Annotated in this window: 20 protein-coding genes; all 20 read right to left on the bottom strand. The window is 62.2% G+C overall.

Going from position 1 to position 22,060, the window contains the following annotated elements:
- Positions 1 to 255: 255 nt before the first annotated feature.
- Positions 256 to 1,752 (bottom strand): NCS1 family nucleobase:cation symporter-1, encoded by a 1,497-nt coding sequence (locus P9292_RS34395; protein ID WP_309963618.1) that lies wholly within the window; start codon positions 1,750 to 1,752, stop codon positions 256 to 258.
- A gap of 294 nt (positions 1,753 to 2,046) precedes the next feature.
- Positions 2,047 to 2,808, bottom strand: coding sequence for a GntR family transcriptional regulator (locus P9292_RS34390; protein WP_309963616.1), 762 nt, complete (start codon positions 2,806 to 2,808; stop codon positions 2,047 to 2,049).
- 295 nt (positions 2,809 to 3,103) lie between these two features.
- Positions 3,104 to 4,027 (bottom strand): muramoyltetrapeptide carboxypeptidase, encoded by a 924-nt coding sequence (ldcA, locus tag P9292_RS34385; RefSeq protein ID WP_250464925.1) that lies wholly within the window; start codon positions 4,025 to 4,027, stop codon positions 3,104 to 3,106.
- 5 nt (positions 4,028 to 4,032) lie between these two features.
- The gene (tadA, locus tag P9292_RS34380) at positions 4,033 to 4,632 is read right to left on the bottom strand and encodes a tRNA adenosine(34) deaminase TadA (protein WP_309963613.1); all 600 of its coding nucleotides are present in this window, start codon (positions 4,630 to 4,632) and stop codon (positions 4,033 to 4,035) included.
- 2 nt (positions 4,633 to 4,634) lie between these two features.
- Positions 4,635 to 5,021: a DnaJ family domain-containing protein gene (locus P9292_RS34375; RefSeq protein ID WP_244825306.1), complete on the bottom strand. Its 387-nt coding sequence runs from the start codon at positions 5,019 to 5,021 to the stop codon at positions 4,635 to 4,637.
- A gap of 206 nt (positions 5,022 to 5,227) precedes the next feature.
- The gene (locus P9292_RS34370; protein WP_309843173.1) at positions 5,228 to 5,986 is read right to left on the bottom strand and encodes an ABC transporter ATP-binding protein; all 759 of its coding nucleotides are present in this window, start codon (positions 5,984 to 5,986) and stop codon (positions 5,228 to 5,230) included.
- Complete coding sequence (locus P9292_RS34365; protein ID WP_409015324.1) at positions 5,983 to 6,849, bottom strand: ABC transporter ATP-binding protein; 867 nt, start codon at positions 6,847 to 6,849, stop codon at positions 5,983 to 5,985. Before P9292_RS34365 ends, P9292_RS34370 begins: the two co-directional genes overlap by 4 nt.
- Before the next feature lies 1 nt (position 6,850).
- On the bottom strand, positions 6,851 to 7,789 hold the full coding sequence (nikC, locus tag P9292_RS34360; protein ID WP_409015322.1) for a nickel transporter permease: 939 nt from the start codon (positions 7,787 to 7,789) through the stop codon (positions 6,851 to 6,853).
- A gap of 18 nt (positions 7,790 to 7,807) precedes the next feature.
- A complete protein-coding gene (locus P9292_RS34355; RefSeq protein WP_250509082.1) occupies positions 7,808 to 8,878 on the bottom strand; it encodes an ABC transporter permease in 1,071 nt (356 codons plus the stop codon).
- A gap of 19 nt (positions 8,879 to 8,897) precedes the next feature.
- Positions 8,898 to 10,499 (bottom strand): ABC transporter substrate-binding protein, encoded by a 1,602-nt coding sequence (locus tag P9292_RS34350; protein ID WP_409015320.1) that lies wholly within the window; start codon positions 10,497 to 10,499, stop codon positions 8,898 to 8,900.
- A 29-nt stretch (positions 10,500 to 10,528) separates the two neighbouring features.
- Complete coding sequence (gene ddpX / locus P9292_RS34345) at positions 10,529 to 11,092, bottom strand: D-alanyl-D-alanine dipeptidase (protein ID WP_250492314.1); 564 nt, start codon at positions 11,090 to 11,092, stop codon at positions 10,529 to 10,531.
- 145 nt (positions 11,093 to 11,237) lie between these two features.
- Entirely contained in the window at positions 11,238 to 12,431 is a 1,194-nt protein-coding gene (locus P9292_RS34340) for a cystathionine beta-lyase (RefSeq protein WP_309963610.1), read from the bottom strand.
- A gap of 120 nt (positions 12,432 to 12,551) precedes the next feature.
- Positions 12,552 to 13,187, bottom strand: a complete 636-nt coding sequence (locus P9292_RS34335; RefSeq protein WP_404989215.1) for a hypothetical protein — start codon at positions 13,185 to 13,187, stop codon at positions 12,552 to 12,554.
- 29 nt (positions 13,188 to 13,216) lie between these two features.
- A complete protein-coding gene (gene bktB, locus P9292_RS34330; RefSeq protein ID WP_309963607.1) occupies positions 13,217 to 14,401 on the bottom strand; it encodes a beta-ketothiolase BktB in 1,185 nt (394 codons plus the stop codon).
- Between the two features lie 30 nt (positions 14,402 to 14,431).
- Positions 14,432 to 15,358, bottom strand: coding sequence for a sugar kinase (locus tag P9292_RS34325; protein WP_250492312.1), 927 nt, complete (start codon positions 15,356 to 15,358; stop codon positions 14,432 to 14,434).
- A 3-nt stretch (positions 15,359 to 15,361) separates the two neighbouring features.
- Positions 15,362 to 16,750 carry a 30S ribosomal protein S12 methylthiotransferase RimO gene (rimO, locus tag P9292_RS34320; RefSeq protein ID WP_409015316.1) on the bottom strand — a complete coding sequence of 463 codons (1,389 nt, stop codon included), beginning with the start codon at positions 16,748 to 16,750 and terminating at the stop codon, positions 15,362 to 15,364.
- Between the two features lie 355 nt (positions 16,751 to 17,105).
- The gene (phaR, locus tag P9292_RS34315; protein WP_244825315.1) at positions 17,106 to 17,681 is read right to left on the bottom strand and encodes a polyhydroxyalkanoate synthesis repressor PhaR; all 576 of its coding nucleotides are present in this window, start codon (positions 17,679 to 17,681) and stop codon (positions 17,106 to 17,108) included.
- Between the two features lie 170 nt (positions 17,682 to 17,851).
- Positions 17,852 to 18,592 (bottom strand): 3-ketoacyl-ACP reductase, encoded by a 741-nt coding sequence (locus P9292_RS34310; protein ID WP_244825316.1) that lies wholly within the window; start codon positions 18,590 to 18,592, stop codon positions 17,852 to 17,854.
- Positions 18,593 to 18,674: 82 nt separating this feature from the next.
- A complete protein-coding gene (locus P9292_RS34305) occupies positions 18,675 to 19,856 on the bottom strand; it encodes an acetyl-CoA C-acetyltransferase (RefSeq protein WP_244825317.1) in 1,182 nt (393 codons plus the stop codon).
- A gap of 55 nt (positions 19,857 to 19,911) precedes the next feature.
- Positions 19,912 to 21,990, bottom strand: coding sequence for a class I poly(R)-hydroxyalkanoic acid synthase (phaC, locus tag P9292_RS34300; RefSeq protein ID WP_309963602.1), 2,079 nt, complete (start codon positions 21,988 to 21,990; stop codon positions 19,912 to 19,914).
- Positions 21,991 to 22,060: the final 70 nt, after the last annotated feature.

Below are 22,060 nucleotides of genomic sequence, written 5' to 3'. Positions count from 1 at the left end.
GGTGCGGTATTTGCATGCCGCCCGCTGGCATCCGGCATTTGGTCCTTTAGATGCAGTCGGCCGGCGTACAGTCCTCTGCATGCTTCGCTTGCTGCGCTCGCGGTTCTAAGGCTCTGGCGTCTTGCGTCTTGCGTTCTGCAGGCCTTCGGATGGCATACGGTCTTTTGCATGCCACCCGCTGACATCTTGTCTTTTGCATGCAGCCGGCCGACATACAGTCATTTGCATGCCAGCCGGCCGACATCGCAATACGCGTCAAACCCGCTTCCGATCTGCCAACACGTAATAAAACACCGCCGCCAATCCCGCGCCGATGAACCACGAAAAGTTCGCGGAGCTTTCCAGCGACGGCAGCATCACACAAAGAATCGCGATCACCGCAGCGGGCAACAACGCCATCACCGCGCGACGATTCACGCCCTTCGTGTACCAGTATCGACCGCTCTCTGAAGTCGTGTAGAGGTCATCGACCACGAGTTTGCCGCGCTTCATCAAATAGAAATCCACGATCAGGACGCCATAAAGCGGCCCGATGAAGCTGCCGAGAATATCCAGCGTGTAATGAATCACGGCCGGATTGTTGAACAGGTTCCAGGGCGTGATGAAAATCGATGCCGTCGCGGCCATCATCCCGCCTGCGCGCCAGCTAATCAGACGCGGCGCCACGTTCGAAAAGTCGAACGCCGGCGACACGAAGTTCGCCACGATATTGATGCCGATGGTCGCAATCGTGAACGTCAGCGCGCCGAGAATCACAGCCGTCGGATGATCGATACGGCCAACCGTTTCCACCGGATCGGTGATCAATTGTCCGAACACCGGCAGCGTCGCGGCAGTCGTGACGACGGTCACGAGCGAGAACGCCAGGAAGTTGACCGGCAAGCCCCAGAAATTGCCGCGCTTCACGCTGCGAAAGCTCTTGCAATAGCGCGAGAAGTCGCCGAAGTTCAGCATCGGACCGGAGAAGTAGGAGACCACCAGCGAGATCGCGGTGATCATCACCGGCACCACTTCCATGCCGTGATACTTCACGCCGCCCAGATTCAGCCCGATGTTCTGAATGCCCGCACGCCACACCATGTAGCCCGCAAGAATAAACATCACGACATACACAGCCGGGCCGGCGAAGTCGATGAACTTCTTGATCATCTCCATGCCGCGCCAGAACACGATAGCCTGCAGCACCCACAGCAACATGAAGCCCGCCCAGCCGAGCGCGGACAGCCCGACGAAGCCATACCGATGCACATCCGCGTAAGGCATGAGCGAGGGCACGAATTTCAGCACGACGATAACCAGCGCGCTCGATGCCAGATAAGTTTGGATGCCGTACCACGCCACCGCAATCAGCCCGCGAATGACCGCCGGAATATTCGCGCCGAGCACTCCGAAGGTCGCGCGGCACGCAACCGGATACGGCACGCCCGCGACCTGACTCGGTTTCGCGATGAGATTGCACAACACGTTGACGAGCCCGATGCCGATCAACAACGACACGAGCACTTGCCAGCTCGTGAGGCCGAGCGCGAACAGACTGCCCGCGAAAACATAACCGCCGACGCTATGCACGTCCGACATCCAGAAAGCGAAGATGTTGTACGCGCCCCAGGTCTGATTTTTAAGCGGAGCGAGGTCTTCGTTACAGAGCCGGTCGCTATAACCGGCAGGCATACCAGAATGGTCGCGGTCTCCTTGAAACTCGCTTTCGTACGGCGGCAGAGCTGAGCTGCCGGATGCACTGAACTGGCCCATGACGTCTCCTTCGATAGGCTGCTTGCGTGATGAAAAAAGGCAAATGCTCGTGCGTGACTGGGATCAGTCGGATACCTTCGCCGGCCTTCGGATTTCACTCGGGCTCTGACGCGGTACTCTTGGGATTTGCTGGTTCGCCGGGAGCGTAATGACAAAAACGCGCGGGCACTTGCCTTCGCGCCTGCCGCCACGGCGATTGTCATTGCGCGCTCTTCTATTTCCCGAGCGGTCATTCAGTGCAGCGCATGACGCGCGTTGGATGGCGCGCGCATTGCAGACTTAAGGCGTTGCTTGCTACCGGTCGACCGGGTCGACAGCGTCGAGAATCGGCGCACTTTCGGCCGGCCGCGCAAAGACTTCTTTCAGATCGACCGCGCCGCGCGCTGGCCGCTCCAACATTTTCAATTCGACATCGCGCAGATGCTGCGCCATCAGATTCGCGGCCTTCGCGGCATCGCCGGCGTCGAGTGCGGCGAGAATCGCTTCGTGATCTTCGAACGAGCAAGAACTCCTGCCGAGCGATTCATACAGCGCCGAGATCAGCGTCGAGCGTGCAACGAGTCCGGACAGACATTCGCACAGCACGGTGTTGCCGGTGAGTGCGGCGAGCTCCGTGTGAAACTCGCCAGAAAGACGAATCCACTGCGAGAAGTCCCGGCTCTCGAACGCACGCCGCTCCCGCCCGATAGTCATGCTGATCGACTTGAGCCGACGCATGCCGTGCCCCTTGCCGATGCGCTCCACCACCGCCAGTTCGATGATGCGTCGCATCTCGAACACCTCATGCACTTCCTGCAGCGACGGACTCGCGACGAAGGCGCCGCGGTTCGGCTCCAGATCGACCAGTCGCTCGTTCGCCAGTTGCGCGAGCGCCTGACGTACCGTGCCGCGTTTCACATCGAACACTTCGCATAACTGCGCTTCGGTCAGCTTGGCCCCAGGCGCAAGCCGATGCTCGAGGATCGCGGCGCGGATGTTCTCGGCGATCGACTCGGCATTCGCTCCGCCATTCAGGCTCGAAGCGATCGATGCTGCACTCGGTTTGGGTTCGGACATGATGTGCTCGCTTGCATGTTGACCATCTTAGAATCGACATAAAGATTGTCAACAATTTGTTGTAAAAAGCTGCGATGAATCGGGCGTACAGGGACGACCCATTGTTCGCACAGCCATTTCCCACGGGCATAAGCGAGGATTCATCGACGTTTTGTCAGCATTGTTCGCACTTTTTTGTCGACAATTGAGCACGGGAAGTAAGCCGATATCAACTCGCGTGGAAATATAAGAAAGACAGTTAGTTGCGATGCGAGAATAAAAGAAAGGCGCTATGAAAAGCGCCCACGTTCCCCGATCAAACCAGATGCGGATAATCGGACATCGTCAACTTGAACCCGCGCTCGTTCGATACGAGATGCGCCGACGCGCCGAACGGCAACGTAAGCAGGTTATCGACGTGTCCGAACTGCAAGCCGGTGACGACGGGAATTCCCGTTACTGCCCTCACCTGATCGATCATCGCGTCGAGTGAGTAGCCGTTGTCGTATTCGGACAAGCGTCCACCCGAGAACTCGCCCATCACGATAGCCTGCTGCCGCCCAAGCACGCCCGACTGATGCAGCTGATAAATCATCCGTTCAATGCGAAACGGATGTTCGTTCACATCCTCGATGAACAGAATGCCGCCCTCGACCGGCGGCAAATACGGCGTACCGACCAGCGACGCAAGTATGGCCAGATTGCCGCCCCACAACATGCCGCTGACATCGACGGATTGATGCTGCGGCTCATGACTCGTCACCGTCAGCGTGGGATGCGAGATCGCCTGCCAGAAATGCGTCATCGTGAAGATGCTCAGATGCTCCGCGCCGAAGTCGCCCGCGAACATGGGGCCGCCGAAGGTCTTGACGCCCGCTTGCGCAAAAAGCGCGCATTGGATGGCCGTGAAATCGCTATGGCCGACGAGCGCGACAGGTTGATCGCGCAGCCTGTCGCGCAAGCCGTCGTAATCGAGACCATGAAGAATGCGCGACGCGCCATAGCCGCCGCGCACGGCAAGCACCACGTCCGGCAAACGACGCGACGGATCGGCGAGCCGGTTCAAATCGGCCGCGCGCTCGCTGTCGGTGCCGCCAAAACGCTGGAAACGGCGCCGCGTGGCATCGACGTTCTCAAGCTTGTGCCCTTGAGCTTTCAACCTGCCGATGCCGCGCTCGACAGCCGCCGGATCGTTCGGATAGCCCGAAGGCGCGATCAGATCGATGGTGCGTGATTTCACGTTTATCAGTTCGTTTTGTTGGTGGAAACAGCGAACTCGCCGCCCTGCCCGGCTTCGCGCGCGCGCCGCAAATCGCGTTCTTCGCGCGCCAGACGCCTTCGTTCCGCAAAGAAGTTCTTGAGCGACCGGCCGCATTCGTCCGCAAGCACGCCGCCTGTCACGCTGGTGTGATGATTGAGCCGCTCGTTGGCGAACACGTCGACCACGCTGCCGCATGCGCCCGTTTTCGGATCGGCCGCACCGAACACCACGCGCGCGATCCGAGCATGCATGATAGCGCCCGCGCACATGAGGCACGGTTCGAGCGTGACATAAAGCTCGCAGCCCGGCAGCCGGTAGTTTTCGAGCGATTGCGCCGCCGCCCGCAAAGCGGCCATTTCGGCGTGCGCGGACGGGTCATGTCCGCCAATGGGATGATTGAAGCCCGTCGCGATGACTTCATCGCCACGAACGATCACCGCACCCACGGGCACTTCGCCCGCGCGGCGCGCTTCGTCGGCGGCTTGTTGCGCGAGCGCCATGAAGCGGCGATCGCGTTCGTCGGAGGAATCGACGGATGCGGTGGAAAAGGAAGCGTCGGAAAGGTTGGGGAGGTCGGGCGACAAGATCAGCCCATCTCGCTGCGGCCCTGAGCGCGCTCGGACAGCCGCTCGGCAATGCGCCGCCTGTATTCATGCGGCACGCAACCGCCGCCGCGCAAGGATTCGAGCGCCATGTCGAGCGCGAGCATCTTCACCTGAATACGGCAGCGCGCGGCCGGGTCGGTCACGCGGTCCAGCTCGTCCTGAAGCCCGCGCAGTGCGCGCAGCTGTTCGACGGCTGGCGGGACGAAACCCGCGTTCTTGAGAATACGATTGGCGACGCGCACTTCCTCCGGCACGAGGAGATCGTCGTCCAAGGCGAGGGGCGCGCCTGCGCCGGGAAGATCGTTGAATTCGCCGCGCGAGGCGGCTTCGTTGATCCGCTGTTCGACCAAAGCATCTAGCAATTTCATCGGGGGATTCGACCGGCTCTCACTGGTTGGCGGGCGCGGTCTGTCGCGATTTCCGTGGGTTAGCCTGAAGTCGGATGGCAGCCGGAATACCACGCTTGAAGCGCTGTTCGGCAGATCCCGACAATCCAATTCCTATTCTAACAGCGGCTGGCACGCTGTTTTCATCGCGCGGCCAGAGCGCGATCGGGCTGCATTGTATACCGGCTTTATGCGTGATTTTCGCCACATTCGATGGCGTCGTTTCGACGAATGTGCTTTCGCGTATAGCCTTCGGTCGCCCGCATGAGGCTGCGCGTGTATTCGTGCTTCACGTCGCGCGCGCGGACGGCTTCCACATCGAGTTGCTCGACGATCTCGCCATTTTTCATCACCGCGACGCGCTGACACAGAAAACCGACCACGGCGAGGTTGTGACTCACGAGCATCATCGTGAGCTTGCGCTCCGTGTGCAAGCGACGCAGCAAGTTGAGGATTTCGGCTTGCACGGAGACATCCAGCGCGGACGTCGGTTCATCGAGCAAGAGCACGCGCGGACCCACGATCAACGCGCGCGCAATCGACACGCGCTGCCGCTGCCCGCCCGACAATTGATGCGGATACCGAAATCTGAACGCCGGTCCGAGCCCGACCTCGGCAAGCGCGGCCAAAATGCGCGCGTCTTCATCGCCGATACCGTTGATCGCGAGCGGCTCGCGCAAGGTCTTGTCGACCGTGAAGCGCGGATGCAGCGCCGCGTACGGGTCCTGAAACACCATCTGCGGACGGCTATCGCTGACTCGCAGGCTTCCGCTCGACAGTGGCACGAGGCCGGCAAGTGCGCGCAGCAAGGTCGACTTGCCGCTGCCCGATTCGCCGACGAGCCCGAACACCTCGCCCTCCTCCACGCGAAAAGTCACGTCGCGCACGGCATCGACGTGACCGGTCTTCGTGCGGAAACGAATGCTCGCGCGGTCGATATCGATCATCGTGCGCTGTCTCCTTCGAACGATTCCGTGAGCCACGCCGGATCGCGCCGCAAGGTCGGCAACTCGGCGGGTGGATCGACGAGCGGCGGATTGGCGGCCAGCAGCCCGCGCGTGTACGGATGCTTTGCGTGCGCGAGATCCGCCGCCGCGCATGTCTCGACGATCCGCCCGCCGTACATCACTGCCACGCGGTCGCAAAACGACATCACGAGCGGCAGGTCGTGGCTGATAAAAACGAGTCCTGTGTCGTGACGCTCGATCATCTCGTCGAGCACGGCAAGCACTTGCATGGAGACGAGCACGTCGAGCGCGCTGGTGGGTTCGTCGGCGATCAAGAGGCGCGGGCCGGCGAAGACCATCATTGCGATCATCACGCGCTGGCCCATGCCGCCCGACAGCTCTTGCGGATACGCATCCGCCACGCGCTCCGGGTCGCGGATATGCACCGCCGACAACGCCTCGACGATACGCGCGCGCATGGCCTTGCGGCCGAGGCGTTCGCCTTGCCGCGCGAAGGTTTCGCGCATTTGCTGCGCGACGGTCATGACCGGGTTCAACGAGAATTTCGGGTCTTGCAGAATCATGCTCATCTGCGTGCCGCATAAACGCCGGCGCTCGTTCGGCTTCATCGCGAGCAAGTCCTGGCCGTCGAAACGCAGGGCTTTCGCGGCCCAGTTCGCCCCTTGCGGCAAGAGACCGAGCAGCGCGCGGCCGGTAAGCGACTTGCCCGAACCGGATTCCCCGACGATACCCAACCGTTCGCCGCGCTCGACCGACAACGAGACGCCGCGCACGGCGGGCATCGGCACGCCGTCGTGGCTGGCGAAAGAAATATCGAGTCCATCGATCTCGCACAAGGACATCTCAGCCTCCGTGACGCGGATCGAAGACATCGCGCAAACCGTCGCCGAGCAGATTGAACGCCAGGCTCACGGCGAGAATGGCGAGGCCGGGAATAGTTGCAACCCACCATGCATCGAGCAGCACATTGCGGCCAGAGGCAACCATGTAACCCCATTCGGGACTCGGCGGCTGCGCGCCCAGTCCCAGAAATCCGAGCCCCGCGACGGCGAGGATGATGCCCGCCATGTCGAGCGTCGCGCGCACGATCACCGACGACGAACACAGCGGCACGATATAGCGCAACAGAATGCGCGCGGGCGACGCGCCCTGCAGACGCGCCGCGTGGATGAAGTCGGCCTGCGCGAGCCGCAGCGATTCGGCACGCGCGAGCCGCGCATACGGCGGCCACGCCGTGATCGAAATGGCGATGACCGCGTTGAGCACGCCCGGCCCGAGCGCCGCCGCAAACGCGAGCGCGAGCACGATCTTTGGAAACGCGAGCGCGACATCGGTAATGCGCATGAGCACGGTATCGACGAAACCGCCGCAATAACCCGCCACCGTGCCCATGAGCAAACCCACGGGCACGACGAGCACCACGACCAGCATGGCGATACTCAACGTGAGCCGCGAGCCGTGCACGAGCCTCGACAGGATGTCGCGGCCGAGCTGATCGGTGCCGAACCAGTGCGCTGAGTTGGGCGGCGTAAGGCGTTCGGCGAGCACTTGCTGCAACGGGTCGCGCGTGACGACGAGCGGCCCGAAGATCGCCACCACGACGAGCAGCACGAGTATCGCGAGACCGAACATGCTGAGCGGATTCGCCGAGAACGCGCGCCAGCGCCGGTATGCGCGCCCGAGCGCCGCCTGACGCGGCGACGCGGGCGTGTCGGTGAGCAACCACGCGCGCCAGTGCGCCCGCGCGGGTTTCATCGGCGTGCGCTCGACGGGCGAATGCATCGACAAGCGTCCTCCATGTCAGCGTGCGCGCGGATCGAACACGCGGTAAAGCGCGTCGGTCAGCAAATTGAGCGCAATGAACGTCGCGCCGATCACGAGCGTGCTGCCGAGCACCGCGTTCATGTCCGCGTTCAAAAGCGCGCCCGTCAGATACGAGCCGATGCCCGGCCACGCGAACACGATTTCTGTCAGCACCGAGCCTTCGAGCAGATAGCTGTACGCCAAAGCGATCACCGTCAGCAACGGCACCGCGATATTGCCGAACGCGTGCCGCCAGATCACGCGCCGCTCGGACAAGCCCTTCGCGCGCGCGGTCGTCACGTATTCCTGGCTCAGTTGTTCGAGCATGAACGAGCGCGTCATGCGGCTCAGATAAGCGATGGAATAAAACGCCAGCACGCCCGCCGGCAACGCGATATGCGAGAACGCGTTTCTAAAGACGTCCCACTCGCCCGCGAGGAGCGAATCGATTAGTAGACTGCCGGTGCGCGTATCGACCATGCCGTCGTACATCGGGTCGATGCGGCCCGGACCCGAAACCCAATGAAGGCGCGCATAGAACAGCAACAGACCCATCAGCGCGAGCCAGAATACGGGCACCGAACTGCCCGCCAGCCCGATGAAGCGCGCGATGTGATCGACCATGCGGTTGTGCTTCACGGCCGCAATCACGCCGAGCGGCACGCCGATGCAAACGCCGATGAAAGTGGAGAGCGTCGCCAGTTCGAGCGTCGCGGGAAACACGCGTTTGATGTCGTCGATGACGGGATTCGCCGTCAAGAGCGACACGCCTAGATTGCCGTGCAGGACATCGCGCGCGTAGATCATGAATTGCTCAATGAGCGGCTTGTCGAGCCCGAGCTGCAAACGCGCCGCCGCATACGCCGCCGCCGATGCGCGGTCGCCGAGAATGGCAAGCACGGGATCGATGGGAATCTTGCGGCCGATGAAGAACGTGATCGCAAGCAGCCCGGTGAACGTCACCGCGAGCATGATGATCCAGCGCACGAGTGCAAGCACGAAGCGCACGCCCCTTCGCCGGCCGCTCGCGGCGCGCATTCGGTCGAAAAACGTGGGCGTGACGGACATTCGCAGGCTGCTTCGCTGGTTATTGTTTTTTGATGTCTTTGTAAGAGACGAGATCGTTGATCGGCCCGACTTCCAGCCCGCTCACGCCCGGCCGCGCCGCCACCTGCGACACCTTCTGGAACATGATGACGAAGGGCGACTTCGCGAGCACTTCGCGCTGCATGGTCTCGTAGCTCTGCGCGCGCTTTTTCGTATCGCTTTCGGCGAGCGCGGCGTTCGTTTCCTTCGTCAGTTGCGCAATGTCCCAGGCGTTGCGCCACGCAAGCATTTTGTAGCTCGACGCATCCGAGTTGTCCGGATTCCACACGAAGCCCTGCGCGTTGCTATGCGGATCGATATAGTCCGCCGACCATTCGCCGATATAGATGTCATGCGCGCGCGCCCGGTAGCGCCCGAGCGTCTGCTTGTTGTCGCTCGGCATGAGTTGAACCTTGATGTTGGCAAGCGCGAGGTTCGCCTGCACCGCCTGCGCAATCTCGCTGTATGGATAGTCGTTGCGCACGTCCATCTTCACGGTGAAGCCATTCGCAAGACCGGCCTTGGCCAGCAACGCCTTGGCCTTCGCGACATCCTGGTGATACGGATTGTCATTGAGCGCGCCCAGGAATCCCTCGGGCAGGAAGGTTTCGTGCACCTTGTACGTCGTGCGGATGACGTTCTTCTGAATGCCCTGATAGTCGATCAGCCACTTCATCGCCTCCCAGACTTCGGGCTTCGCCAGATTCGGATTCTTGTTGTTGAGGCCGAGATACATGAGCGTTGCCTGCGGCACGGCGTTCACCTTGATCTTGCCGGCCTTGGCAAGCGTGTCGAGGTCGTCGGGGCTCAGATCGCGTGCCACGTCGATGTCGCCGTTCTCGATCATCAGACGCTGGCTCGCCGCTTCGGTCACATGGCGCAGCACGATGCGCTTCATGGCAAGCGGCGCGCGATACCCGTCGAAACGTTGCAATACGATGCTGTCGTTGGCCGTCCACTTCACGAGCTTGTACGCGCCCGAACCGGCCTCGTTCGTCTTGAGCCATTCGTTGCCGTAGTCGCTGCCCTTCTGATGCGATTCGAGCAGCTTGCGATCCTCCACCGACGCCGGCCACGAGCCGAGCACGTTCAACACGAAAGTCGGCGCGTAGCGTTGATCGGTGGTTATGGCGACGGTCGTATCGTCGATCTTCTTCACGTTCTGCAGCGCGTTGGCCTTCGTGAGCCCGATGCCCGCAAGCACGGCGGCCGCGCCCTTGTCCAGCAACGCGGTGCGCTGGATGGACCAGGCGACGTCGTCGGCGGAAAGCGGATTTCCCGAATGGAACTTGAGGCCGGGGCGAATCTTGAACGTGAACGTCAGACCGTCCTGACTGACCGACCACGACTGCGCGACGTCGCCGTTGAACTTCGACGGGTCTTTCAGATCGACGCGCACCAGCCGGTCGTACGTGTTCGCGACGTATTCCTCGGGCACGAGTTCGTAGATTTCGCCGGGATCGAGCGAGGTGAACTCGTCGAGCAGCGTTGCCATGACGAACATGTCCTTTGGCGTGGCGGCCTGCGCGAGTGTCAGTGTTCCCGCGCCCGCCAAAACCAGAGCCATTGCCAGTGCCGCCGCGACTGCCTTGCGCAAGACCATGTGCTTTTCCGTTCGAAGTGAGGTTGGGTTCACATCAGCCGCAACGGGCCGCTTTCTTCGTTGTCGATGAGAGCAAGTTCGCGCGAGCCCGGCAATTCGTAATGCCACCACTCGCTGGGTATATGCGCGAAGCCCGCGCCGTGCATTACGCCGAGCAGCAGCGTGCGGTTGTGCTGTACGTGCCTTGGCAAACCCGCGTGAAAGTGCGCGGACTCGGGGACCATTGCGTCGAAGCCCGTGCCCATGTCGAGCTCGCTGCCGTTTTCATCGACGAGCGTGAGGTCTACTGCCGTGCCGCGGCTGTGATTCGAGCCGCGCTTGAGATCGGCGATGAAGGTCGGGTCGGGCAGAAAGTCCCAGAGCACCTGCTGCGCTTGCGGCGGCCGATAGGCGTCGAAAATCTTGAGCGTCATGCCGAAGCTTTGCGCAATGGCGACCGCGCGGCGCAAGGCCGCCTCGGCGGGTTCGAGCAGCAGACAATGCTGCGCTTTGTAGATGGGTTTGCCGGTGAGATTGCGATCGGTCGCGTAGACGAGATCGATCTCCACCTGATGCGTCCGTGGCGTGATGTGCAGCAAGGAGAATCGAGTCATGTTTCTGGATGCGGAAGCTGCGGTTCGTTTCATTCCGATAGACGAACCTTAACCCGATAGAAAAATCCGCGAAACTGTTTGTTTGGGTGGTTTTGTTTCGGCCGACGGGTTGGGTCGGGCGAGCAAGCGCCACCGGGCGAGCATCTCACCCCAACGCCTTCTCCAACGCCCTTTCCACGTCCGCCCTCAAATCGCTCTCGCTCTCCAGCCCGATATAAAGCCGCACCAGCACGCCCTCATGCGGCCACTTCGACGCCGTGCGCATCGACCGGATGTCGTAGGGCATCGCGAGGCTGTGCGCCCCGCCCCAGCTCCAGCCGATGGAAAACAGCTCGAGCGCCTCGACGAACGCATCGACTTGCGCCGCGCCATGGCGCGCGTCGAACACGAACGAAAACAAGCCGCCCGCGCCGCCCGAAAAGTCCCGCTTAAAGAACTCGTGGCCAGGACAATCGTCCAGCGCCGGATGCAGCACCGCCGCGACTTCCGGGCGCGTCTTCAGCCATTTTGCCAAAGCAAGCGCGGAACGGTCATGGGCCTCGTAGCGCAGTTGCATCGTCGGCAAGCTGCGCAACACGAGCGATGCGTCGTCGGACGACACACCCACGCCCAGCCGCATGCGCGCGCGCTTGAGCTTCTTATGCAGCTCGAAATCGCGAACGATGGTCGCGCCCATCAGAATGTCGCTGCCGCCCGACTGATATTTCGTCAGCGCCTGCACCGAGATATCGACGCCATGTTCGAACGGCTTGAACGCGAGCCCCGCCGAATACGTGTTGTCGATCGCCGTCACGATGCCGCGCGCGCGCGCCACGGCAACCATGGCCGGCACGTCCTGAACTTCCATCGTCACCGAGCCGGGCGCTTCGAGCCAGATGAGCTTCGTGTTGTCACGGATGTCATCGGCAATGCCCGCGCCCTTCATCGGATCGTAGTAGGTCACCTCCACGCCGAAGTCGCTCGCGAGCCAGTCTGCGTGATCGCGATTCGGTCCATACACGTTGTCCGGCACGAGCACGTGATCGCCCGACTTCACCAACGCAAAGTACACGTTCGAAATGGCCGCGAGCCCGGACGGTTGCAACAGTGCGTGCTCGCCGCCTTCGATCGTCGCAAGCCGCTGCGCAAGCGCGACCGTCGTAGGCGTGCCGTGCAGCCCGTAGCGCCATTTCGAATCGTCGCTCCAGACGAGTTCGCGCAAGGTGGCGAGGTCCGGAAACACCACGGTCGAGGCGCGCGTAACCGGCACTGAAAAGGACTCGAAGCCCGGCGTGATGCGGTCATCTGGCTGGACGATACGGGTTTGCAGGTCGCGTTCGGAGTTGCTTGAATCGGTCATGTCGAAGCAGAGTTGAGTGGTTGATGCGCGGGAGTGTCGCCAACGCTCGGCCGAGGAATAGAAGTGGGAAGGTTCGCAATGGGCGTCGTGTCGAGCACTGACGCCCGCTTCGAACGACCATCACTCACCGATGATCACGTTGCTCGTCCCGCCCACCGCATTACGCGGCGGCGCAGGTTCGAGCGAAGGCGCGGGCGGCGCACTGCGCGTGAGAGGCGCACCCTGCACAGCGGGCAGCGTCGCTCCCGCCACCGCTGGACGAAGATCGAATGGCCTGGAATTGGAATCGTCCGGGTCCATGCGCTCGCCCGACACGCTGCCATCCGCCGCGAACTTTCCCACCCAGTTGCCAGTGATATGCGTGCCGTCGTTCGATTCCTCGATCTCCAGCGTATCGCCATCGCGATCGCCAGCAACGAGAATCACCGACGGGCTGCCCGCGAACCGATATTCGCCATGCACGCCCGAGGGATCGTCGGTCTTCGCGCCGAGCCTCATTTCGATTTGCCGGTCGCCGAGCGTGCCGACATAACGCGGAAAGCGCGCGTATTCCGGGTTCGGCGTGAGCGGCTTTTGCGGTGGCAAGGCAAGCGTTTCGATAGCCTGCTGCGCGCCATGCGACTCGCCCTTCGCGCTGACAGGCGCATTCGCCGCGGCCGTCGACGCATCCGGCGGCATTGGAGAATTACAGCCGGCAAACGCGAATGCGGCGCCTGCGATCGTCGCCCAGTGCAAGCGCTTCATTGTTTCGATCATCCTTCGTTCCTTGACCCAAGCTCCGAGCGTCAGATGCGCTCGAAAATCGCCGCGATACCCTGACCGCCGCCGATGCACATCGTCACGAGCGCATACCGCCCGCCAATGCGCTGCAACTCGTACAGCGCCTTCACGGTGATGAGCGCGCCCGTCGCGCCGATCGGATGCCCAAGCGAAATGCCCGAACCGTTCGGATTGACCTTCGCCGGATCGAGCTTCAGTTCCTGCGTGACCGCGCAGGCTTGCGCGGCGAAGGCTTCGTTCGCTTCGATCACGTCGAGATCGGCGACGCTCAGTCCCGCGCGCTCCAGCGCCTTTTGCGTAGCGGGAACGGGGCCAATGCCCATGATTTTCGGATCGACGCCCGCATGCGCGTAAGCGACAAGGCGCGCGAGCGGCTTCACGCCGCGCTTCTCGGCGACGCCGCGCTCCATCAGCACGACAGCCGCGGCCGCGTCGTTGATGCCCGATGCATTGCCCGCCGTGACCGTGCCGTTTTCCTTCGCGAACACGGGACGCAGCTTCGAAAAATCTTCGGCCGTCGCGTTCATGCGCACATGCTCGTCGCGATCGAAAACGGTGTCGCCCTTCTTCGATGCCAGCGTGATCGGCAGAATCTGTTCCTTGAAGTAACCGGCTTCGATAGCCCGCGCCGCGCGCCGGTGCGATTCGAGCGCGAGCGCGTCCTGCGCCTCGCGCGTGATGCCGTACTTGTTCGCGACGTTCTCGGCCGTCACGCCCATGTGGATCTTGTCGAACGGGTCGTTCAACGCGCCGAGCATCATGTCGACGACGCGTGCATCGCCCATGCGCTGACCGAAGCGCGCGGCGGGCATGACGTAGGGCGCGCGGCTCATGCTTTCCGCGCCACCGCCGATGGCGATCTCGGCGTCGCCCAGCAAGATGGATTGCGACGCGGACACGATGGCCTGCAAGCCCGAGCCGCACAGACGGTTTACCGTGAGCGCGGGCGCGTGTTGCGTCACGCCGCCGTCCAGCGCGGCCACGCGCGCGAGATACATGTCACGCGGCTCGGTCTGGATCACGTTGCCGAACACGACATGGCCGACCTCGTCGCCCTGCACGTTTGCACGCGACAACACTTCGCGCACCACGCGCGCGCCGAGATCGGTCGGCGTGAAATCCTTGAGCGCGCCGCCGAAGTCGCCGATTGCCGTGCGTACACCGCTTACCACCACTACTTCTCGCATCATGTTCTTGTCTCCTGAGTTTGCGTGGGTCTTTTACTCCGCGAGCGCAGACTCCACTGTCTTTCTGGTCGGAATGGGGGCTACCGCGCCGAAGCCTTGCGTCGATAACGCCGCCGCCACGTTGGCATAACGCGCCGCCATAAAAGGGTCGTCACCCGCGACGATACGCGCGATGAACGCGCCGCCGAAGCAATCTCCGGCGCCGGTGGCATCGACCGCGTTCACGACGCGGCCCGGCACCACGCGCCGCTCATTGGGTGTCGCGATATACGCGCCTTCCCGGCCGAGCTTGAGCGCGACGACTTTCGAGCCGAGCGCGAGCAGGAAGTCGACGATGGCGTCCTTGTCTTCATGGCCCGTGATGACGGTCACGTCGTCCCAGCTCGGCAGGCAGATGTCCGTCATGCGCAGCGCTTCGAGCATCACCGCGCGGGCGCGCGCAAGCGGCCACAGCTTCAGGCGCAGGTTCGTGTCGAAACTCACCTTTGCGCCGTGCGAGCGCGCGTGATCCATCGCGGTAAAAGCGGCATCGCACGCGGATACGCCGATTGCGAGACTGATTCCCGACAGATGCACGACCTTCGCCGCCGCGATCGCGTCGAGCGGCAGATGCGCGCTCGCATAACGGCTCGCCGCCGAACCCGCGCGCAAGTAATCGAAGCGATGCCCGCTCTCGCCGTGCGACACGAAATAAACGCCCGTGGGCGCGGTATCGTCGATACGCACCGTCGATGTATCGACATTCTCCGTGCGCCAGAGATCGAGCAGCAGTTGCCCGAACTGGTCGTTGCCGACGGCGGACACGAAGCCCGTCGACGCGCCTTGCCGCGACGCCGCGATCAGAAAGTTCGAGACATCGCCGCCGAAGCCTTGCAGATAGTTCGGCTGATTTCGCGTCGACTGGTTGAACTCGATCATCGCCTCGCCGAGCGCGAGCACCGAAGGCATGGAATGCGCCATGACTTATACCTCGCCCCAGAGATCGTGGCCGTCCGCGCCGGTGATCTTGACGGAGACGAAGTCGCCGGCCTTGTAGCGCTTCGACGCCTTCGTCGCCGGCGCGATATACACCACGCCGTCGATTTCCGGCGCATCCGCCGCCGTGCGGCCAACGCCGCCGTCCGTGCTCACTTCATCGACGAGCACGCGCAGCGTCTTGCCGACTTTCCTTTTCATGCGCGCGGCCGACAGTTCCTCGGCCAGTTCCATGAAGCGCGCGCGGCGTTCCTCGCGGACTTCGTCGGGCAGCGCGCCATCGAGTTCGTTGGCCGTTGCGCCTTCGACCGGCGAATACGCGAAGCAGCCGACGCGGTCGAGATCCGCCTCGCGGATAAAGTCGAGCAGCGTTTGAAACTGCTCCTCGGTTTCGCCCGGAAAGCCCGCGATAAAGGTGCTGCGGATGGTCAGATCGGGGCAAATCTCGCGCCACGTCTTCACGCGTTCGAGCACTTTCTCCGCATTGGCCGGGCGCTTCATGCGCTTCAGGACTTCGGGATGCGCATGCTGGAACGGCACATCGAGATACGGCAGAACGTGGCCGCGCAGCGGGCCTTCGGCCATCATCGGGATGACTTCGTCGACGCTCGGATACGGATACACGTAATGCAGACGCACCCACGCGCCGTATTGCGACGCGAGCTCGCCAAGCGCGCCGACGAGTTCGGTCATGCGCGTCTTGATAGGCTTGCCGTCCCAGAAGCCGGTGCGGTATTTGACATCGACACCGTACGCGCTCGTGTCCTGCGAGATGACGAGCAGTTCCTTCACGCCGGACTTGAACAGATTTTCGGCTTCGAGCATGACTTCGGCGATGGGGCGCGAAACGAGATCGCCGCGCATCGAGGGAATGATGCAGAACGTGCAGCGATGATTGCAGCCTTCGGAAATCTTGAGATACGCGTAATGACGCGGCGTGAGCTTGATGCCCGCGGGCGGCACGAGATCGGTGAACGGATCGTGCGGCTTGGGCAGATACGAGTGCACGGCGTTCATCACTTCGCTGGTCGCATGCGGACCGGTGACGGCGAGCACTTTCGGATGCACTTCTTCGATGAGCCCCGTGCCGCTCGCGCTCTTTTTCGCGCCCAGGCAGCCCGTCACGATGACCTTGCCGTTCTCGGCAAGCGCTTCGCCGATGGCGTCGAGGCTTTCCTGCACGGCTTCGTCGATGAAGCCGCAGGTGTTGACCACGACGAGGTCGGCGCCATCATAGGTGCCGGAGATTTCGTAACCTTCGGCGCGCAGCTGGGTCATGATCTGCTCGGAATCGACAAGGGCTTTCGGGCAGCCGAGACTGACCATGCCGATGCGCGGCGCGGGCGTGCTAGTGCTTGATTTCAAAGAAGTATTCACGGGGACATCCGGAGAAAGACGCGCGCGGGCGACAGCGCGTGCCTCGGTCGAGGCGAATCTCGTATTTTAACCGGTTGTGGCGTGGAGAATCACTGACGGCCGGCCGCATACATCTTCACAGACGATTTCTCCCACGCGCGTATTAACTGGACGGGCGAGATTCCTGCCTGCGTCGAGAAGGGCGATTTCCTTAAGCGCGCGTTGCGCTGTCCGGTCAATGACGCACGATGGCACCAGCACGCAGTCACCCGCGGCGGCTTCATGGCATTCAGCGAAGTCTCGACGGATTTTCAAGCGCATCCGCCGCTCGGCGCGGCGGTGGCTGAGTCGGCCCGTGCGCTCGGGCCATGAGCGCCTATTTCTTCTCGGTCGTCGGCGGCACGACAGGCGTCGGAAACGGAAACGTGTTAAACATCGTTTTCGCCTGGGTCTGCATCTGCTCCTGCATCTGCACGAACATGTTCTTCGACTGCTCAATGTAGCTCGTCATCATGCCCTGCATCATTGGCGCCTGCATGTTCATGAATTGCGACCAGACTTCCGGATTGAGCGCGTTGCCGTCGTAGATGCCCTTGCTCTGTTCGGACAGCTTCTGCTGGATGTCGATGAACGCCTGGATATTCTTCTCCAGATACGTGCCCATCATGCCCTGCATGGCATGGCCGTAGAAGCGGATGATCTGCGAGAGCATCACCGATGAAAACATCGGCAAGCCGCCGCTCTCTTCCTCGAGAATGATCTGCAGGAGAATGCTGCGCGTGAGGTCGTCGCTCGACTTCGCGTCCAGCACTTTGAATTCTTCCTGATCGAGCACGAGCTGCTTCACATCCGACAACGTGATGTAGGTGCTCGTTTCCGTGTCGTAGAGCCGCCGGTTAGGATATTTTTTGATGAGTCGTTCGGCGGATTTCTTTGTAGTAGTGGTGGTCATTTAACGCCTTTAAACGCAGGACTTTACTGCGGTGCTAGCCGCCACGGCTTGCATTGTCGCAATAAAGCGTTGCCGCCAGTTCGCCGCGTCGTTGATCTATCCGGCAAGCAGCAGCGTCCCTCTTCACGCCTTCACGCCTTCGCGCCTTCCGTGAGGGACGCCGCCACCCGTCAGCCCATGTGCAAGCCGCCGTTCAGCGAGAAATCCGCGCCGGTGGAGAATCCCGATTCATCGGAAGCGAGCCACGCGACGATGGAGCCGATTTCATCCGGCGTGCCGAGCCGGCGCACGGGAATGGTCGCCACGATCTTCTCCAGCACTTCGGGGCGAATGGACTTCACCATCTCCGTGCCGATATAACCCGGCGACACCGTGTTGACCGTCACGCCCTTGGTCGCCACTTCTTGCGCCAGCGCCATCGTGAAGCCGTGAATACCGGCCTTCGCGGTGGAGTAGTTCGTCTGGCCGAACTGCCCTTTTTGACCGTTCACCGACGAAATATTGATGATGCGCCCGAAGCCGCGCTCGACCATGCCGTCGATCACCTGCTTCGTCACGTTGAAAAGACTCGTCAGGTTGGTGTCGATGACCGCGGTCCAGTCTTCATGCGTCATCTTCCGGAACACGACATCGCGCGTGATGCCCGCGTTGTTCACCAGCACGTCGACTTCGCCGACTTCCGCCTTGACCTTGTCGAACGCGTTCTTGGAAGACTCCCAGTCGCCCACATTGCCTTCCGACGCGATGAAATCGAAGCCGAGCGTCTTCTGGTCTTCCAACCATTTCACCCGGCGCGGCGAGTTCGGGCCGCAGCCCGCGACGACCGTGAAGCCATCTTTATGGAGCCGCTGGCAAATGCTCGTGCCAATTCCGCCCATCCCGCCGGTTACATACGCTACGCGCTTTGTCATTCCTCACTCCATTTTCGTTATGCGGAACGGCGTTCGAACGACGCCTTCCGCTTGGCCCTTCCCATGCCTTCGGGTGTTGCGCTCAGTCACGCTCGAGCGCAAGCGCCACGCCCATGCCGCCGCCGATACACAGCGACGCCAGACCCTTCTTCGCATCGCGCTTCTGCATTTCGTGCAAGAGCGTCACGAGAATGCGGCAGCCCGATGCACCGATCGGATGGCCAATGGCAATTGCGCCGCCGTTCACGTTGATCTTCGACTGATCCCAGCCCATTTGCTTATGCACGGCAAGCGCCTGCGCGGCGAAGGCTTCGTTGATCTCCATCAGGTCGAGGTCGTTCACCGACCAGCCCGCGCGCTCGAGACAACGCTTCGATGCAGGCACGGGACCCATGCCCATGACCTTGGGATCGACGCCCGCATTCGCATAAGCCTTGATGCGCGCAAGCGGCGTGAGACCGAGCGCCTCGGCCTTCTTCGCCGACATCACGACGACCGCGGCCGCGCCGTCGTTGATGCCCGATGCGTTCGCCGCCGTCACCGTGCCTTCCTTCGAAAACGCGGGCTTGAGCGTGGAAAGCGCTTCGGCCGTGACGCCGTGGCGCACGAATTCGTCGGTGGCAAACCGCAGCGGCTCGCCCTTGCGCTGCGGAATGGACACCGGCACGATCTCGTCGTCGAAGCGCCCTTCCTTCTGCGCCTTCTCGGCCTTGTTCTGCGACAGCGCCGCGAACTTGTCCTGGTCTTCGCGCGAGATGCCGTATTCCTTCGCGACGTTCTCGGCGGTCGTGCCCATGTGGTAGTTGTTATAGACGTCCCACAGGCCATCGACGATCATGGAGTCGATCAGCTTGGCGTCGCCCATGCGAAAGCCGTCGCGCGAGCCCGGCAGCACGTGCGGCGCCGCGCTCATGTTTTCCTGACCGCCGGCGATGACGATATCCGCATCGCCCGCGATGATCGCGTTGGCCGCGAGCATCACGGCCTTCAAACCCGAGCCGCAGACCTTGTTGATCGTCATGCCCGGAACCATGTCGGGCAACCCTGCCTTGATGAGCGACTGGCGCGCCGGATTCTGTCCCGAACCCGCGGTCAGCACCTGACCCAGAATGACTTCGCTCACCTGATCCGGCTTCAGTCCCGCACGCTCCAGCACCGCGCGAATCACCGTTGCCCCCAGTTCCGGCGCCGCGATCTTCGCGAGCGAACCACCGAACTTGCCGACCCCTGTACGCGCGGCCGATACGATCACTACGTCAGTCATTTCAGTTTCCTTTGGCATCAAATGAATTCGGTTATGCGTGCGACTTCGCGCCGTGTCAGAAGTCGCGTTCCAGCACGTAGCGTCCGGGCGCGGGCTCGATCACCGGATAAGTCTTCGAGCCTTGCGACGTGCCCGCCTTCACTTCCTCGCCCGCGTTTTGCGCGAGCCATGCGGACCACGTCGGCCACCAGCTTCCCGGATGTTCCGTGGCTGCCTCGAACCACGCGTCGGCGGTTTCGGGCAGGCGCTCCTCATGGCTGTCGAGCATCCAGAAACTGCGCTTGTTCTTCGACGGCGGATTGATGACGCCCGCGATGTGCCCCGACGCGCCAAGCACGAACTTTTGCGGGCCCGTGAGAATGGGCGCGGATGCATACGCGGACTTCCACGGCACGATATGGTCTTCGCGCGAACCGTAGATGAAAGTGGGCAACGAGAGCGTCGACAGATCGATCGCCTCGCCGCACACCGTCAGCGCGCCCGGTTCGCGCAGCTTGTTCTCCAGATACGTGTTGCGCAAATACCAGACGCACATCGGACCGGGCAAGTTGGTCGAGTCGCTGTTCCAGAACAGCAGGTCGAAGGCTTGCGGCGTGCGTCCCTTGAGATAGTTGTCGACGACGTAATTCCACACGAGATCGTTCGGCCGCAGATACGAGAACGTATTGGCGAATTCGATCCCGCGCATGAGCCCGGCGGGCGCGCCGTTCTTGCCGCCGATCGACTGCTCGCGCATCTGCACGTGTGCTTCGTCGACGAAGACGTCGAGCACGCCGGTGTCGGAAAAATCGAGCATCGAGGTGAGCAGGGTCATCGACGCGGCCGGCTCTTCGCCGCGCGCCTTCGCTACCGCGAGCGCCGTCGCCAGAATGGTTCCGCCGATGCAGAAGCCGAGCGTGTTGATCTGCTCCTCGCCCGTGATGTCCTTGATGACGCCGATGGTTTCGAGCACGCCCTGTTCGACGTAATCGTCCCATTCCTTCGCGGCGAGCGATTGATCCGCATTGCGCCACGACAGGATAAAGACTTGCTGCCCTTGTTCGAGCGCATAACGCACGAGCGAGCTTTCAGGCTGAAGATCGAGGATATAAAACTTGTTGATGCAAGGCGGCACGATCAGCAAAGGCCGCGCATAAACCTTCGGCGTGAGCGGCTTGTACTGGATCAGTTGCACGAGTTCGTTCTCGTACACGACCGAGCCTTCCGTCGAACCGATGTTCTTGCCAACCGCGAAGCGCGACTCGTCCGACTGCGAGATCTTGCCGCGCTGCAAGTCGTTGAGCAGGTTGAGCATGCCCTGGCGCAAGCTCTCGCCCTTGCTTTCGATGACCGTCTTCTGCGCTTCGGGATTGAGCGCGAGATAGTTGCTCGGCGAAGCCGCAGCCGCCCATTGCTGCACCGTGAAGCGGATGCGTTCGCGCGTCTTGGGATCGCTCTGCACGGCGTCCGCGAGTTCTTGCAGATAACGCGCGTTCAGCAGATACCACGCGGCCGTGAAGGCATATGCCGGCGTGTTCTGCCACGTGGTGTCGGTGAAGCGGCGGTCCTTGAGCGATGCAGGGTCGATGCTCTGCTCGCCCGCCTGCTTGAGCAATGCGGCGGCATCGCGCGAATAATTGCTTTGCAGTTGTTGCAGACGCTCGGGCGCGATGGCTGCCGTCGGAATCTTCGGCAACGTAGGCAAGCCCTGCATCGACGCGCCGAAGCCCGGCATGCTGCTCGCGAGCTTGGCGAATTCGGCCAGGCCGTTCATCTTCGCGAAGTCGGGCATTTGCGGCATGACGGTTGGAACCGCGCCGAATGCATTCGGAAATGCACCGGGCAAACCCGCACCGGACAAACCCGGAAACGCGCCCAAGCCGGGAAACGAACCAAACGAACCGAACGCTCCGAACGGCGGCGCGCTCGCGCTATTCGCAGCGGCTCCGTCATTCGTCTGCGCGTTGGTTTGCGCGTTGGTCTGGGGATTGAATTTCGCCCATTGCGCGGGATCGGCGACCGAGCGCCACGCGTTGAGCCATTGATCGAACGCTTGCTGTACGCCTGTCGGATCAGCGGGAACTTCAGCCGTCGAACTGCTGGCAGTACGGGAGCGGGCGGAGGACGCAGAGGAGGAACTAGATTTGGAAGCCATACCCGCTTTTGACCTGTAAGTCTCGCAAGACTGATTGCTGATGCAGGCATCGCCGGGCTTGTCTCAACCA

Origin of the sequence: Caballeronia sp. LZ001, assembly GCF_031450875.1 — a bacterium.
Classification (GTDB): Bacteria; Pseudomonadota; Gammaproteobacteria; order Burkholderiales; family Burkholderiaceae; genus Caballeronia.
Note: the sequence above shows the minus strand (reverse complement) of the source record. Positions and strands in the feature narration are given on the sequence as shown.

What these genes read in the sequence shown, in the direction of transcription:
- P9292_RS34310 (WP_244825316.1), bottom strand. Translation starts at nt 18,592, where the DNA reads ATGACAAAGCGCGTAGCGTATGTAACCGGCGGGATGGGCGGAATTGGC.
- P9292_RS34355 (WP_250509082.1), bottom strand. Translation starts at nt 8,878, where the DNA reads ATGTCCGTCACGCCCACGTTTTTCGACCGAATGCGCGCCGCGAGCGGC.
- ddpX (WP_250492314.1), bottom strand. Translation starts at nt 11,092, where the DNA reads ATGACTCGATTCTCCTTGCTGCACATCACGCCACGGACGCATCAGGTG.
- P9292_RS34395 (WP_309963618.1), bottom strand. Translation starts at nt 1,752, where the DNA reads ATGGGCCAGTTCAGTGCATCCGGCAGCTCAGCTCTGCCGCCGTACGAA.
- phaC (WP_309963602.1), bottom strand. Translation starts at nt 21,990, where the DNA reads ATGGCTTCCAAATCTAGTTCCTCCTCTGCGTCCTCCGCCCGCTCCCGT.
- bktB (WP_309963607.1), bottom strand. Translation starts at nt 14,401, where the DNA reads ATGATGCGAGAAGTAGTGGTGGTAAGCGGTGTACGCACGGCAATCGGC.
- P9292_RS34390 (WP_309963616.1), bottom strand. Translation starts at nt 2,808, where the DNA reads ATGTCCGAACCCAAACCGAGTGCAGCATCGATCGCTTCGAGCCTGAAT.
- P9292_RS34365 (WP_409015324.1), bottom strand. Translation starts at nt 6,849, where the DNA reads ATGTCCTTGTGCGAGATCGATGGACTCGATATTTCTTTCGCCAGCCAC.
- P9292_RS34375 (WP_244825306.1), bottom strand. Translation starts at nt 5,021, where the DNA reads ATGAAATTGCTAGATGCTTTGGTCGAACAGCGGATCAACGAAGCCGCC.
- nikC (WP_409015322.1), bottom strand. Translation starts at nt 7,789, where the DNA reads ATGCATTCGCCCGTCGAGCGCACGCCGATGAAACCCGCGCGGGCGCAC.
- P9292_RS34340 (WP_309963610.1), bottom strand. Translation starts at nt 12,431, where the DNA reads ATGACCGATTCAAGCAACTCCGAACGCGACCTGCAAACCCGTATCGTC.
- P9292_RS34325 (WP_250492312.1), bottom strand. Translation starts at nt 15,358, where the DNA reads ATGGCGCATTCCATGCCTTCGGTGCTCGCGCTCGGCGAGGCGATGATC.
- P9292_RS34305 (WP_244825317.1), bottom strand. Translation starts at nt 19,856, where the DNA reads ATGACTGACGTAGTGATCGTATCGGCCGCGCGTACAGGGGTCGGCAAG.
- P9292_RS34335 (WP_404989215.1), bottom strand. Translation starts at nt 13,187, where the DNA reads ATGATCGAAACAATGAAGCGCTTGCACTGGGCGACGATCGCAGGCGCC.
- phaR (WP_244825315.1), bottom strand. Translation starts at nt 17,681, where the DNA reads ATGACCACCACTACTACAAAGAAATCCGCCGAACGACTCATCAAAAAA.
- P9292_RS34370 (WP_309843173.1), bottom strand. Translation starts at nt 5,986, where the DNA reads ATGATCGATATCGACCGCGCGAGCATTCGTTTCCGCACGAAGACCGGT.
- P9292_RS34350 (WP_409015320.1), bottom strand. Translation starts at nt 10,499, where the DNA reads ATGGTCTTGCGCAAGGCAGTCGCGGCGGCACTGGCAATGGCTCTGGTT.